This window comes from Sphingomonas aerophila, from assembly GCF_014199305.1.
GTDB classification, from domain to species: domain Bacteria; phylum Pseudomonadota; class Alphaproteobacteria; order Sphingomonadales; family Sphingomonadaceae; genus Sphingomonas; species Sphingomonas aerophila.
In genome coordinates this window covers 18558-31635 of record NZ_JACIJK010000003.1, presented here as the reverse complement: position 1 = coordinate 31635, position 13078 = coordinate 18558, and the positions used below count along the sequence as shown (strand labels likewise).

Sequence of the window (13078 nt, the reverse complement as noted above, 5' to 3'; positions counted from 1 at the left end):
GTCAGGCGGCGGCTTCGACCTGCTCCGCCAGTTCGAGCCAGCGCATCTCTGCCACTTCCTTTTCCGCGCGCGCGGCGTCGATCGCTGCGCTCAGCCGGGCAAACATGGCCGGATCGCGGGAGTACAGCCCCGGATCCGCCAGCTTGGCCTCATTCTCCGCCACCTGCGCGTCGAGCTGGTCGATGCGCTTTGGTAACAGCTCGAAGTCGCGCTGGTCCTTGTAGCTGAGTTTCACCCGCCCAGGCCGCGCCGGCGGCTCAGCCGTGGGCGACGGCTTTGATGTAGCGGCCCTCTTCTCGACCTTGGGCGCGCGCTTGCTCTCCCAATCGGCATAACCGCCGGGGACCACGTCGACCTTGCCCGATCCGTCGAGCCCCAGCGTAACCGTGACGGTCCGGTCCAGGAAGTCGCGGTCGTGGCTGACGATCAGCACCGTGCCGTCATAGTCGGAGATCACCTCCTGCAGCAGGTCCAGCGTTTCCAGGTCCAGGTCGTTGGTCGGCTCGTCCAAGATCAGCAGGTTTGAATGCCGCGCGAACTCGCGCGCCAGCAACAGCCGTGACCGCTCGCCCCCCGACAGCGACCCGATCTTGGCTTCCGCGATGGAGGGATCGAACAGAAACTCCTTGAGGTAGCCGTGAACGTGCTTGCGGACGCCCAGCACGTCGATCCAGTCGCCGCCGTCCGCCAGAACCTCGCGCACGCGCTTCTCGGGCGCCATCAGCTTGCGTTGCTGGTCGATGACGATGCCGTCCAGCGTCTTGGCCCGCTTTACCTTGCCGGCGTCAGGCTCGAGTTCGCCCGTCAGCAACCGGAGCAGCGTGGTCTTGCCCGCACCGTTCTGCCCGACGATGCCGATCCGGTCGCCACGGGTCACGCGCAGGTTCAGGTCGCGGATGACGGTGCGGTCGCCAAAGCTCTTGGACACATGCTCGACGTCGATCACCACCTTGCTCTTGGTGTCGTCATTGCCCAGCGCCAGCGCCGCCGCGCCCTGCGGCCCCATCATGGCCGCGCGCTGGGCCCGCATCTCGTGCAGCTTGGCTAGCCGCCCCTGGTTGCGGCGACGGCGCCCCGTGACGCCGCGTTGCAGCCAGTGCTCCTCGATCTTCAGCTTGGCATCGAGCCGCTGGGCGTTGCGCTCTTCCTCGGCGTAAACCTGCTCGGTCCAGGCGTCGAAGCCACCAAAGCCCACCTCCGCCCGGCGCACCTGCCCACGATCGAGCCACAATGTCTGCCTTGTCAGCCGCGTCAGGAACGTGCGGTCATGGCTGATCACCACGAACGCGCCGTTGAACCGCCCGAGCCAACTCTCCAGCCACTCGATCGCATGGATGTCGAGGTGGTTGGTCGGCTCGTCGAGCAGCAGCACGTCGGGCTCCTGGGCCAGGGCACGCACGATTGCTGCGCGCCGGCGTTCACCCCCGCTTGCGGTCGCCGCCTCGCGCGACAGGTCGATACCAAGCTGCCCGGCGATCGCCTCGGCCTCGTGCGGCTCGGGCGGGCGGTCCCCGCTCAGCACATAGTCGGCCAGCGTCGCGAAGCGGGATACGTCGGGGTCCTGCTCCAGCAACACGACATTGGTGCCGGGCACGATGGTGCGCCGCCCCTCGTCCGCGTCGATGCGCCCGGCGAGAAGCTTAAGAAAAGTCGTCTTGCCCGCGCCATTGCGCCCGATCAGCGCCAGTCTGTCGCGCGGGCCGATAAACACGTCCAGATGTCGGAACAGCCAACCGGAACCCTGGATCACGCCAAGGTCCTCGAAGGCCAAAATAGGTGCTGCCATAGACAGGCGAAGTAGGGCGCCCGGGTGGTGCGGGCAAGTTGCGCGTGGCTGACCGGCTTATTCAGAGGCTGTTCAATGGGACACCCCTATGGCAGCACCCGTGAGAATGCTTGCGCCCCTTCTGCTTATCGCACTGGCCGGTCCGGTCATGGGCGAGCCGCCACAGCGTCGCAGCGAACAGCGCGATGCGCTGGAAGCGCGCCGGAACGGTCACCTACTGCCCCGTCGCGAGATCGAGGGCCGGGTAATCCCGACCATGCGGGGCGCGCAATATCTCGGCTTCGACTTCGACCTGGACTCGGCGGTTTACACGCTCAAGTTCCTGCGCGATGGCGAAGTGATCTGGGTCGAAGTCGACGGCCGGTCGGGGCAAATCCTCGGCCGCAGCGGTCGCTAACGGAGGGGGAAGCCGAATGCGCGTTTTGATCGTCGAGGACGAGCCCAATCTCGGCCAACAGCTGAAGAACACGCTGGAAGGCGCGGGCTATGCCATCGACCTGGCGACCGATGGCGAGGAAGGGCACTTCCTCGGCTCGACCGAAAGCTATGATGCGATCGTGCTCGACCTGGGCCTGCCAGAGGTCGACGGGCTGACGGTGCTGGACCGCTGGCGCAAGGAAGGGCGCACCGCCCCCGTGCTGGTGCTGACGGCGCGCGACAGCTGGTCGGACAAGGTCGCAGGGCTTGATGCGGGCGCCGACGATTACGTCGCCAAGCCGTTCCAGACGGAGGAGCTGATCGCGCGGCTGCGCGCGCTGATCCGCCGTGCGTCCGGCAATGCCTCGTCCGAACTGACCGCCGGCGACGTCCGCCTCGACACCCGTTCGGGCAAGGTCACCCGCGCGGGCGAGCCGGTGAAGCTGACGGCGCAGGAATACAAGCTGCTGAGCTACCTGCTTCACCACAAGGGCAAGGTGGTCAGCCGTACCGAGCTGATCGAGCATATCTATGACCAGGATTTCGATCGTGATTCGAACACCATCGAGGTGTTCGTGACCCGCATCCGCAAAAAGCTGGGCCAGGACGTGATCACCACCATTCGCGGGCTTGGCTACAGCCTCGACGAGCCGGCCTGAACGAACCTTGCGCGTGCCGACCTGTTCGCCTGGCCGCTGACATGACGGAACAGGATTTGCACGCGCCCGACAATGTCGCCGTGACCGCAGCGCCGGGCGCCGCGCCGGGCGTCGGGCCCGCTCCTGCCGCGCGCTCGACGGGCTCGCTGTCGCGGCGGATGATCCTGATCGCCGCAGCGTGGATCGCGCTGCTGCTGGGTGTCGGTGGCTATGCGCTCGACCGTGTGCTGGTCACCGCCGTCACCCGCAATTTCGACGCCCAGCTCGACTATGTGCTCGAATCACGGCTCCTGACCTCGGAGATCGGGCCGGAGGGCGAGGTTACCTTTACCCGTGAGCTTGCCGACCAGCGTTTCCTGGAACCCGGGTCGGGGCTGTATTGGCAGGTGTCGGCGCCCGGGCAGGAGCCGTTCATCTCGCGGTCCTTGTGGGACCAGAAACTGCGGTACGGCATGCGCCATCGGGATGCGCAGCCGCATTATTACGACTCGGTCCAACTCGGCGGTGAGAAGCTGCGCATCGTTGAGCGTGATGCGAAGCTGCCCGGCTCGCCCGTGGTGTGGCGTTTCCAGGTCGCGGAGAACCGCGGCGGGCTGGACGACCAGATCGACGTCCTGCGCCGGACGCTGGTTCGCAGCTTCCTGTTGCTCGGCCTCGGGCTGGTGGTGCTCGCGGCGTTGCAGACTTTCTACGGCCTGTTGCCTCTCCGTCAGGTCCGCCGGGAGATTATCCGGCTGCGCGAAGGCCGCGCATCCCGCATCTCCGCCGCCAAGCCGGTCGAGGTCGCGCCGCTGGTGGAGGAACTCAACGCCCTGATCGAACACAATGAGCGTCAGGCAGAAGAAGCGCGGCGGCACGCCGGCAACCTCGCCCATGCGTTGAAGACGCCTCTCACCGTCATCATGAACGCAGCCACGGCGAATGCCGAGGACTTGTCCGAGACGGTGGTGCGGGAGGCGCGAACGATGCGGCGCCAGGTCGACCACCACCTCGCCCGCGCCCGTGCGGTCGGCCGCCGCGGCTCCGCGCACAGCCGGGCCGATGTGTGGCCGAGCCTCGAGTCGGTGGAGCGGGCCGTCGCCCGCCTTTACCGCCATGTCCGCATCGACGTGGACGGGCCCAAGGACCTGCAGGTCCATGTCGAACGACAGGACCTGGACGAAATGCTCGGCAACCTGATCGAGAATGCGGCCAAATATGGCGGCGGCAGCGTCTTCGTGACCGTGGCCGCGCAGGCCGGCTTTGTGGAGTTCCTGGTCGAGGACGACGGTGCCGGTATCCCCGAGGAAGAGCGCGTTCGCATCTTCGATCGCGGCGTCCGCCTCGACACCGGCAAACCCGGCACCGGGCTGGGACTTGCCATCGTGCGGGACGTGGCGGAGATCTATGGCGGCACCGTAGGGCTGGAGGAGAGCGAAGACCTTGGCGGCCTGCTCGTCCGGCTGAGGTTACCGGCGGCGGGCTGATCCTTAAAATCGCGCTACTCGGGCGGAAACTTGCCGCCCTGCGTCCCGGGCATCGGGTACTACAGATGCAAACCGCAACGGCAGCAGTGCGGTCAGACAACTGGCCATCGCCCTGCCCGATCAAGTAGTTTGGCCCACGCACGACCATGGCGTTGGCCGCGGTTCCGGCGAATGGCCTGGCCGCTGCGCCCGTTGCTCGCCTGAACTGCGAACAATGGCAGATCAACGAAGCTTTGAAGGCATCCGCCAAAGTCACACAGGCTTGATCCGCCAAGGTGGCGGTCAGTCGTCAACGCGGCGACCTTATCTGGCAAAGCCTGTCACAAGCTCGCTGGAAGTCCGCCTTACCGCACCCACGAGTCTGCGCCGAAGATCCGGTCAGCGGCGCCGCGCAAACCAGATGACGTGGCGCGGACCCTTGCCGTTGCTGCGGGCGCGGACCACCACCTCGTCCACGTCGAAGCCGGCGCCGCCCAGCCGCCGCGTGAACGCCGGATCGGGCGCCGCCGACCAGACGGCCAGGATCCCGCCCGGCTTCAGCGCCTGCCGCGCTGCCGCCAGCCCAGCCCTGGTATACAGGCGATCATTGGCCAGGCGGGTCAGCCCGTCCGGGCCATTATCGACGTCCAGCAGGATGGCGTCGAACGGCTTTCCCGGCTCGACAATGACGGTGCCGACGTCGATCTCAAGCACCCGCACGCGCGGGTCGTCCAGGCACCCCGCCGCCAGCTCCGCCATCGGCCCGCGCGCCCAATCGATGATTTCCGGCACCAGCTCGGCCACCACCAGCTCCGCTCCCGGCCCAAGCCGCGCCAAGGCCGCGCGCAGCGTGAACCCCATGCCATAGCCGCCGATCAGCAGCCGCGGGGCGTCCTGCCCCAGCCGCTCGATCGTCATGGTCGCGAGCGCTTCTTCCGAGCCGCTCATACGGCTATTCATCAGTTCATTGCGGTCGAGCGCGATGATGAAGTCGCTGCCCCGGCGGAACAGGCGCAATTCTTCGCCGCCGCCCGGCACCCGCGCGCTCCCGATCAACTCGCGCGGGGTCACAGCGTGCGCCCTTCGCGGCCGGCGAGTTCAACGACATATTGCCACGCCACCCGGCCGGACCGGCTGCCGCGCTTCATCGCCCAGGCAATCGCATCGGCCGGGTCAAAGGGCAGGTCGCGATCGCCAACGTAACGCTCCACGATCGCCAGATAGGTGTCCTGGTCGGCGACATGAAAGCCGAAGCTGAGCCCGAAGCGGTCCGCCAGTGCCAGGTGATCGTCGGCGGCATCGCGCGGATTGATCGCGCTTGCCTGTTCCTCCATGTCGCGTGGCACCAGATGGCGGCGATTGGCGGTGACCAGCAACCGCGCATTGGCGGGCCGCTCCTGCGTCCCCCCTTGCAGCAATGATCGCAGCACTCGCGCCTCCCCCGGATCATCGACGCCCAGATCGTCCAGGAACAGCGCGAAGCGGTGCGGCATCGGTGCGATCAATGCGAACAGGTCGGGCAGCGTATCGACGCTCGCCACTTCGATCAGGGACAGTCTGGCATTCTCAGCCTGCACCGCCGCGACCGCGCTCTTGACCAGCGCCGACTTGCCAGCGCCCCGCGCACCCCACAACAGCACATCATGCGCGGCATGGCCGGCAGCGTGGCGGTGCAGCGTCGCAAGCAGCGCCTCCTTCTGCCGGTCGATCCCGACCAGCGCATCAAGCGGCAGCGGCGCGAACCGCTCCACCGGTACCAGCGCGCCCGCGCGCCACACCAGCGCGAGGTGCGCGGCGGGGTCGATCGGTTCGGGCGGCGGTGGGGCCAGCCGCTCCAGCGCGGCGGCGATACGGTCAAGAGCGTCGGACATGGCGGCGCCTGTAGCGCGCCGGGCGCCCCGGGTCAGCCGCTCACGCTCAGTTGCCGCACCTTTGTGTACAATTGGCGCGCACCGTCCCGGTCACCAGCTACCGCAAGCGCGACCGCGTAGGCACCGCACACTGCAAAGTTACCGGGCGCGATCCGGTACGCCGCCGCACCAGCAGCGCGGCCCTCCGCCGCCCGGCCCGCGCCCGCATAGGCCAGCGCCAGGTCGGCGAGCAGTGCCGCATCCCGCTCACCCGCACGTCGGCGCACGCGTTCGAGAGACCGGATCGCCGCCGGCCATTGCCGGGCAGCGACCTGCCAGTGGCCGACCAGTCGCAGCGCCTGCAGACTGTCCCCGTTCTGCGACAGATAGGCCGCCAGAACCCCTGCCGCCGCGCCCGCTCGGCCCGCCCGACCATCCGCGTCGATCAGGCGCAGCATGGCCGGCTCATCGAACCGCAGGTCCGCCGCCCGCGCAAAGGCTGATGCGGCACCCGCCGTGTCGCCAGTCGACATCAGCACGTCCCCCAGCGCCTGCTGCGCCGCCGGTGCGCCCGGTCCCTGCGTCGCCAGCCCCCGAACACCCTGCCTTGCCATGGCTCCCTGCCCCGTCGCGAGTTGCCCGCGCAACAGCGCAAGGACAAGCGACGGGTTGGTCGGCTGGGCCGCCACCGCTGCCTGCAACGTGCCCAGCACCACGTCGCTGGCGAAGGGGGCAGAGGGTGCCGAAGCTCCCTTCATGGCGCGGTCGTGCAGGATGGCGGCGGTGGCCCTATCCCCGGTCGCGGCGATCGCCCGGGCGGCAATCTCCAGCGAATAGCTGTCGGCATCGGCGCGAGTGGCAACCGGACGAATGGTCGCCAGCGCCCCCGCCGCATCGTCGGATCGCAACAGAGCCGCCGCGAGAAGCCGGCGCGCAGCGACATTGTCGGGCTGCTCCGCAACCAGGTCCCTCCAGGTCACGACGGCCTGTTCGGCATTGCCGTCCAGCAGCGCCACCGCGCCGCTCAGCAGTTGCGCGCCCGGTACGTTGCCGAGGGCCGGCCCCGCCGCGTCCAGCAGCGCCCGTGCCAGCGCCGGCCGTCCGGCGCGCCCGGCCAGCACCGCTTGCAGGTAAAGGGCCTGTGGGCTCCCCGGCCGCGCGGCCAGCGCCTGGCGACTGGTGGCCAGCATCTCGCGGTATCGGCCCAGGTCGCCCAGGCTTGCGGCCTGCTCGATCAGCGCCGGGTGGTAGCCCGGATCGCGTCGCGCCGCCTCGGCGAACCACGGCAAGGCCGCTGCCAACCCCAGCCGCGACCGCAACACCTCGCCCTGCAACACCATTGCGGCCGGATCGGTGGGACTAAGTGCCACCGCCCGCGCCACCGCTTCCGATGCCGCACCAACATCGCCGGCAGCCAAGCGCAACCGGCCGAGGTCGACCCATGCCGCCGCCTCTCGCGGGTGCTGCGCCAGCAGGTTGCGCAGCAGCGCCTGTGCCCGTCCGCCCTGCCCCGATGCCGCCAGAGCGCGCGCCTGCACCCGCACTGCTTCCGTCCGGTCGCGCCCGTCCGCCGCCGCAGCCTCGGCAAACGCGCCGTCGTCGTCACCCTTAAGCAACCGCGCCGCGGCACGAAGCGCGTGAAGGCGGGCCGCAGGCACGCCCAACGTCGCCGCACGGCTGACCGCCGCATCCGCAGCGGCCCCTTCCTCCAGCTCGACCAGCGCGCGAGCGAGCATCAACTGGGCCGGCGCGGATCGTGGTTCCACGCTCAGCGCCCGCTGCGCCGCATCGCGCGCCACGCTCCACCGGTGAGCGGCCAGCGCTTCCCTGGCGAGTTGCCGCTCCTGCACCGGATCAATGCGAGGCGGCGACAACAGCGCGCGCCCGACCAGCGCAAGCAGGGCAAACAGGATCGCCGCTGCAGCCCAGCGTGTCAGGTTGGCCGGACGACGTGATCGCCGCCGGCTTCGTTTCAACAGCGGGTAGGCCGCTGCGTCAGCCATGCAGGCCATAGCCCTTCAGCAGGTCGTACAGGGTAGGCCGGCTGATCCCCAGCATCCGCGACGCGCCCGAGATGTTGCCCTCGGCCCGCGCCAGCGCCCGCCCGATCGCCTGCCGGTCCGCCGCCTCTCGAACAGCGCGCAGGTTCAGCGCGTCGTTGTTAGCCTCTCCTTCGGGCTCCGGCAGGTCGAGATCGGCCGCGGTGACCAAGCGACCATCTGCCATGATCACCGCCCGCTTGATCCGGTTTTCCAGTTCACGGACGTTGCCGGGCCAGGTCCAGCCCTCCACCGCCGCCCGCGCATCGGGGCTGAGGCCGGTGACGGCCGGGTTCATGGTCTTGGCGTATCGCGTCACGAATGCCTTGGCGAGCAGCGCCGCGTCCCCGGTCCGTTCGGCGAGCGATGGGATAGCGATCACGATCTCCGCAAGGCGGTAATAAAGGTCCTCGCGAAAACGTCCTTCCGCCACCATCGCATCGACCGACTGGTGCGTGGCGCACACCACGCGCGTGTCCACCGGGATCGCCTTGCGCCCGCCGACCCGCTCGATCACGCGCTCCTGCAGGAAGCGGAGCAGCTTCACCTGCAACGGCAGGGGGACGTCACCGATCTCGTCCAGGAACAGCGTGCCGCCGGCCGCCTGCTCAATCTTGCCCTCGACCGTGCGGACCGCACCGGTGAACGCCCCCTTTTCATGCCCGAACAGCTCGCTTTCCAGCAGCGCCTCGGGAATGGCGGCACAGTTGATCGCCACAAAGGCGCCCTTGGCGCGCGGCGACCGGTCGTGGAGCGCGCGGGCGAGCAGTTCCTTGCCCGTTCCGCTGGCGCCCAGCAGCATCACCGACACCTGCGCCGGTGCGACACGCTCAACCGTACGGATCACCTTGGCCATTTCGGGCGCGGCGGTGATCAGGCCGCCCAGCGCATCCGCGCCACCGCCGCTCGCCAGCCGCCTGTTTTCCGCCTCGAGTGCGTGAACATGAAATGCGCGCGCGACGATCATGCCGAGCGCGTCAAAGTCGATCGGCTTGGCGTAGAAATCCCAGGCACCGTCGCCGATCGCCCGCAGCGCCGACGCCCGCTCGCCATGACCCGACGCAACGATCACCTTGGTATCGGGCTTAAGCGCCAGCATGTCGGCCAATGTCGCGAAGCCCTCCGCAGTCCCGTCCGGATCTGGCGGGAGGCCGAGGTCCAGCGTCACCACCGCCGGTTCATGAAGCCTCAGCGCATCGATGGCGCCGGCGCGGTCGGTCGCGATCACGACCTCATAATCCTCATACGCCCAGCGGAGCTGGCGACCCAGGTTCGGGTCATCCTCCACCACCAACAACACAGGGCGTGGCGCGGCGGTGCTCATGCGGCGGCCTCCAGATCATGCACGGCGGGCAGAAGCACACGAAAGCGGGTGCCTTCACCCTCCCGGCTCGCAACCTCAAGCCGCCCGCCCATGGCAGTCACCAACTGCCGCGCCTCGAACGCTCCGATGCCGAACCCGCCGTTCTTGGTGGAGGCAAAGGGACGGAACAACTGGTCGCGCACAAAGGCCGGGCTCATGCCGCAGCCCCGATCAACAACTTCGATGACAGCGCACGCGCCTTCTTGGATGGCCGACAGCATGACCGGCTCGGCGGGCGGGCTCGCCTCCGCCGCATTCTGGACCAGATGGCGCAAAACCTGCTCCAATCGCGCCGGGTCGGCCGCGGCCCAAACCGGCCCGGTTGACTGGCAGACGACCGGGTGGCCGGCCCGCTGCTCTGCCGCGATACTGGCGGCAACGGCGGCAACATCGGTGGCACGCGGCACCTCGGCACGGGGCGTCGCCTGACGGGACAAGCGGGCAAGCAGGGTAGTCATCTGGTCGGCGGAGCTCCGAAGCGTATCGATCATGTCTGCGCGGAATTCGGGATTGTCGGCGTGACGCTCGGCATTGCGCGCCACCAGGCTCAGTTGGCTGGCCAGGTTCTTGATGTCGTGCAGGATGAACGCGAACCGCCGGTTGAATTCGTCGAAGCGGCGGGCGTCGGCCAGCGCCTGGTGCGCCCGCTCTTCGGCGAGGTAGCTTGCTGCCTGCCTTCCTGCGACGCGAAGCAGGTCCAGGTCTTCCCAGTCGAGCGGCCGGTCGACCACCGGGCGGGCAAGCAGGATAGCGCCAACCAGCATATTGGCATGGAACAGGGGCACCAGCGCCCATGCGTCGGCACGGTCCAGCATCCATTGCGGCATGGCGGCCGCTTCCCCTGGGGGGGCCGTGTCGGCGCGCACCGCATCGACCTCGACGATGCGGCCGGTAGCGGACAGGTGGGCGGCAATGGCCGCGTCCGTGCTTCCCGCGGGCATGTCATCGCCGCCCCACGCCCATGCCGTCCCGGGCACCAGCCCAGCCTGGTCGGCGAGCAGCAACAATCCGGCCGGCGATCCGGTAAGCTCCGCCACGGCCTTTACGATCCGGGTCGACAGCGACGTCGATTCCTCATCCGGCCGGCCAAGCGTTTCGGCGAAGCGCAGCCACTCGGCGCGATAATCATAGCGATGGGAGAACAGGTGCTTGGCCACCATCACCCGCGTCCATGATCGCAGCCAAGGGGTGGACAGCAGCGTGAACAGCGCTGTGGTCGCGCCCAGGACGATCGCGGCCTGTGCCGCGCGCGCGTCCTCGCCCCAGACCTGGCTGGCCAGCGTTGTCGCCAACACGACTGATCCCGCATAGGCGGCGACCGCGATCGCCGCGACCGATCGCACCGCGACGGTTCGCGACGGCGTCAGTGTCCAGTTGCCCCCACGCCTGACGCCAGCAAGGATCAGCAGGCCGACAGGAATCATCGCCGCCCCTCGCCCCGCGACCAGCCAAGGCATGGCGTCGGGGACGGCATATCGCAGCGAGAAGGCGAACAGGTCGAGCGCCCACAGGCCCGCAATGGCCCAACTGACCAGCCGCACCCCGCCCGGCGCCGGTCCTGGCGCCGCGGCAAGCAAGTCGCGCGACAGCACGAGGGCACTCGCGGCGGTGATCATGCGGAACACCACCATGGTTTCGATCAGCAAATCCGCCGATTGCGGGTCCCTTACCACGCTCGCGAGCAGGGCCAGGGCCGCCGCGACCAGCGCCACGGCAATGGCGACGCCATGAACCAGCACCGGTCCCCAACCGCGGCTGCCCTGCCGCCGCCTGACCAGCGCCAGCATGAACACGAGCCATGCGATGTTTCGGGCACTTTCCGTCATGCGGGCGGCAAGATCCCCCGCGCCGATTCCGGCCACCGCCAGCGCCCATAGCGCCGTGCTGCCGAGCGCCAGGGCAAAGCGGCGGCGTGGCAATCCCACCGCGTCGCCCGGCTGCCCGGCCGCGGCCATGAACAGCAGCGCGATCAGCGCGTGGGTCCAGATGGTGACGGCAGAGGTCACGTGACCTGCCTCACCGCGCGCCGGTCGGCCACAGGACAACCCGCAGCGTCTGGAGCATGATCAACAGGTCTAGGAACGGCGAGTAGTTCTTGGCGTAGTAGAGGTCGAATTCCAGCTTGTGCCGGGCATCCTCGATCGAGGCGCCATAAGGGTAGTTGATCTGCGCCCAGCCAGTGATGCCGGGCTTCACCATGTGCCGCTCGGCATAGAAGGGCAGTTGTTTCTCCAGGTCTTCAACAAAGGTCGGGCGTTCGGGTCGCGGGCCGACAAAGCTCATCTCCCCCTTCAGCACGGTCCAGCATTGCGGCAGCTCGTCGATGCGGACCTTGCGGATGAAACGACCGACACGGGTGACGCGCGGGTCACGCTCTGCGGCCCAAACGGCCTTGCCGCCCACCTCCGCGTCCTGACGCATGGAGCGCAGCTTCAGAATATCGAATGGTTCGCCGTACAGGCCGACACGACGCTGGCGGTAGAGTGCGGGGCCACGCGACTCGAGCTTGATTGCAAGCGCGGTGATGGCCAGCACCGGGAGCATCAGGATTAGCAGAAACAGGCTGGCCGCGATATCGAACGCGCGCTTGCTGGCGCTCGACAACATGCGCCCCGATGCGAAGCCGTCGGAGAAGATCAGCCAGGACGGGTTTACGCTGCCAAGGTCGATGCGTCCCGTTTCGCGCTCCAGAAAGGTCGACAGGTCGCTCACCTGCACGCCCGTCGTACGAACCCGCAACAGGTCCTTCAGCGGCAGCGCCCCGCGCCGTTCTTCCAGCGCCAGCACCAGTTCGCTCGCGTCCAGCGAGACCACGTGATCCGCCAGGTTGCCGATCGCGTCACGCGGAACGGCCCGGTCGACTGTCGGTGCGGCGTCGCCCGATGCGACGAAACCAGCGGCGATGAAATTGACTCCCGGCTCGCCGGCCAAGGCCGCGATGCGGGCAGCGCGGGCACCGGCGCCAAGCACCACGACCCGCCGCTTGAACCGGTCACCGCCCAGCGTCCGCCCGAGCAGCGCCCGCACCGTGACCAGGAGCACCGCCGCGGTGATCATCGCGTACAGCAGGTTCGACCGCCACAGGCTGAGCGCCGGCACCACAAAGAAGACCAACGCCAGCACGATGGTGCCGAGCGAGATCGCGACCAGCAACCTTGCCGCGGCGAAGCGCAACGACAGGAAGGACGCGGCCCCGTAAGCGCCGACGGCAACCAGGGCGATCTGCATGGCAAAGGCGAACACGACCAGTTGCGGCAGCCGCTCAACCAACGGCCCCGGCATCATGCCGATCTGGCCCGCGCGCACGACCCAACCGATGTTGGCAGCAGCGAGCAGCAACACGCAATCGACGGCGCCCAGCAGCAGCACCGCGTGCGGAACATAGTGCTTGAACAGACGAACCAACCTGCTTCTTCCCTGTCCAGCCTTGTGTAAGCTTTTCCGACACACCGCTGTCGCAGGAATTGGCAAACAAAGGCTGAAGAAACGCGCTGTTCTGCGCCCCGCTGTTTTATCTCG

General features: G+C 68.4%; 10 protein-coding genes. 3 read left to right on the top strand and 7 right to left on the bottom strand.

Annotation, left to right across the window (positions count from 1 at the left end):
* Position 1 precedes the first annotated feature (1 nt).
* Positions 2-1786, bottom strand: a complete 1785-nt coding sequence (locus FHS94_RS05080; RefSeq protein ID WP_184055365.1) for an ABC-F family ATP-binding cassette domain-containing protein — start codon at positions 1784-1786, stop codon at positions 2-4.
* Between the two features lie 106 nt (positions 1787-1892).
* Here FHS94_RS05080 and FHS94_RS05075 point away from each other — a divergent pair, with 106 nt between their 5' ends.
* The 3 genes from FHS94_RS05075 to FHS94_RS05065 all read left to right on the top strand — a co-directional run bounded on the left by FHS94_RS05075 (position 1893) and on the right by FHS94_RS05065 (position 4328).
* A complete protein-coding gene (locus FHS94_RS05075) occupies positions 1893-2183 on the top strand; it encodes a hypothetical protein (RefSeq protein WP_246348380.1) in 291 nt (96 codons plus the stop codon).
* 16 nt (positions 2184-2199) lie between these two features.
* Positions 2200-2862 carry a response regulator transcription factor gene (locus tag FHS94_RS05070; protein WP_184055360.1) on the top strand — a complete coding sequence of 221 codons (663 nt, stop codon included), beginning with the start codon at positions 2200-2202 and terminating at the stop codon, positions 2860-2862.
* 158 nt (positions 2863-3020) lie between these two features.
* Positions 3021-4328: a sensor histidine kinase gene (locus tag FHS94_RS05065; protein WP_246348395.1), complete on the top strand. Its 1308-nt coding sequence runs from the start codon at positions 3021-3023 to the stop codon at positions 4326-4328.
* 378 nt (positions 4329-4706) lie between these two features.
* Here the strand turns inward: FHS94_RS05065 and FHS94_RS05060 are convergent, their stop codons facing one another.
* Genes FHS94_RS05060 through FHS94_RS05035 form a run of 6 tightly spaced genes read right to left on the bottom strand, consistent with a single transcriptional unit; the run spans position 4707 to position 12964 of the window.
* Complete coding sequence (locus FHS94_RS05060) at positions 4707-5378, bottom strand: spermine/spermidine synthase domain-containing protein (protein ID WP_184055356.1); 672 nt, start codon at positions 5376-5378, stop codon at positions 4707-4709.
* Positions 5375-6178: a DUF815 domain-containing protein gene (locus FHS94_RS05055; RefSeq protein WP_184055354.1), complete on the bottom strand. Its 804-nt coding sequence runs from the start codon at positions 6176-6178 to the stop codon at positions 5375-5377. The genes FHS94_RS05060 and FHS94_RS05055 overlap by 4 nt, the downstream gene beginning before the upstream one ends.
* A gap of 32 nt (positions 6179-6210) precedes the next feature.
* The gene (locus FHS94_RS05050; RefSeq protein WP_184055352.1) at positions 6211-8160 is read right to left on the bottom strand and encodes a tetratricopeptide repeat protein; all 1950 of its coding nucleotides are present in this window, start codon (positions 8158-8160) and stop codon (positions 6211-6213) included.
* Entirely contained in the window at positions 8153-9520 is a 1368-nt protein-coding gene (gene prsR / locus FHS94_RS05045; RefSeq protein WP_184055350.1) for a PEP-CTERM-box response regulator transcription factor, read from the bottom strand. Before prsR ends, FHS94_RS05050 begins: the two co-directional genes overlap by 8 nt.
* Positions 9517-11565 (bottom strand): XrtA/PEP-CTERM system histidine kinase PrsK, encoded by a 2049-nt coding sequence (prsK, locus tag FHS94_RS05040; protein WP_343055171.1) that lies wholly within the window; start codon positions 11563-11565, stop codon positions 9517-9519. The genes prsR and prsK overlap by 4 nt, the downstream gene beginning before the upstream one ends.
* Positions 11566-11575: 10 nt before the next feature.
* A complete protein-coding gene (locus tag FHS94_RS05035; RefSeq protein WP_184055348.1) occupies positions 11576-12964 on the bottom strand; it encodes a TIGR03013 family XrtA/PEP-CTERM system glycosyltransferase in 1389 nt (462 codons plus the stop codon).
* Positions 12965-13078: the final 114 nt, after the last annotated feature.

Coding starts and splice junctions, on each gene's coding strand:
- FHS94_RS05080 (WP_184055365.1), bottom strand. CDS start 1,786: ATGGCAGCACCTATTTTGGCCTTCGAGGACCTTGGCGTGATCCAGGGT.
- FHS94_RS05075 (WP_246348380.1), top strand. CDS start 1,893: ATGCTTGCGCCCCTTCTGCTTATCGCACTGGCCGGTCCGGTCATGGGC.
- FHS94_RS05070 (WP_184055360.1), top strand. CDS start 2,200: ATGCGCGTTTTGATCGTCGAGGACGAGCCCAATCTCGGCCAACAGCTG.
- FHS94_RS05065 (WP_246348395.1), top strand. CDS start 3,021: ATGATCCTGATCGCCGCAGCGTGGATCGCGCTGCTGCTGGGTGTCGGT.
- FHS94_RS05055 (WP_184055354.1), bottom strand. CDS start 6,178: ATGTCCGACGCTCTTGACCGTATCGCCGCCGCGCTGGAGCGGCTGGCC.
- FHS94_RS05050 (WP_184055352.1), bottom strand. CDS start 8,160: ATGGCTGACGCAGCGGCCTACCCGCTGTTGAAACGAAGCCGGCGGCGA.
- prsR (WP_184055350.1), bottom strand. CDS start 9,520: ATGAGCACCGCCGCGCCACGCCCTGTGTTGTTGGTGGTGGAGGATGAC.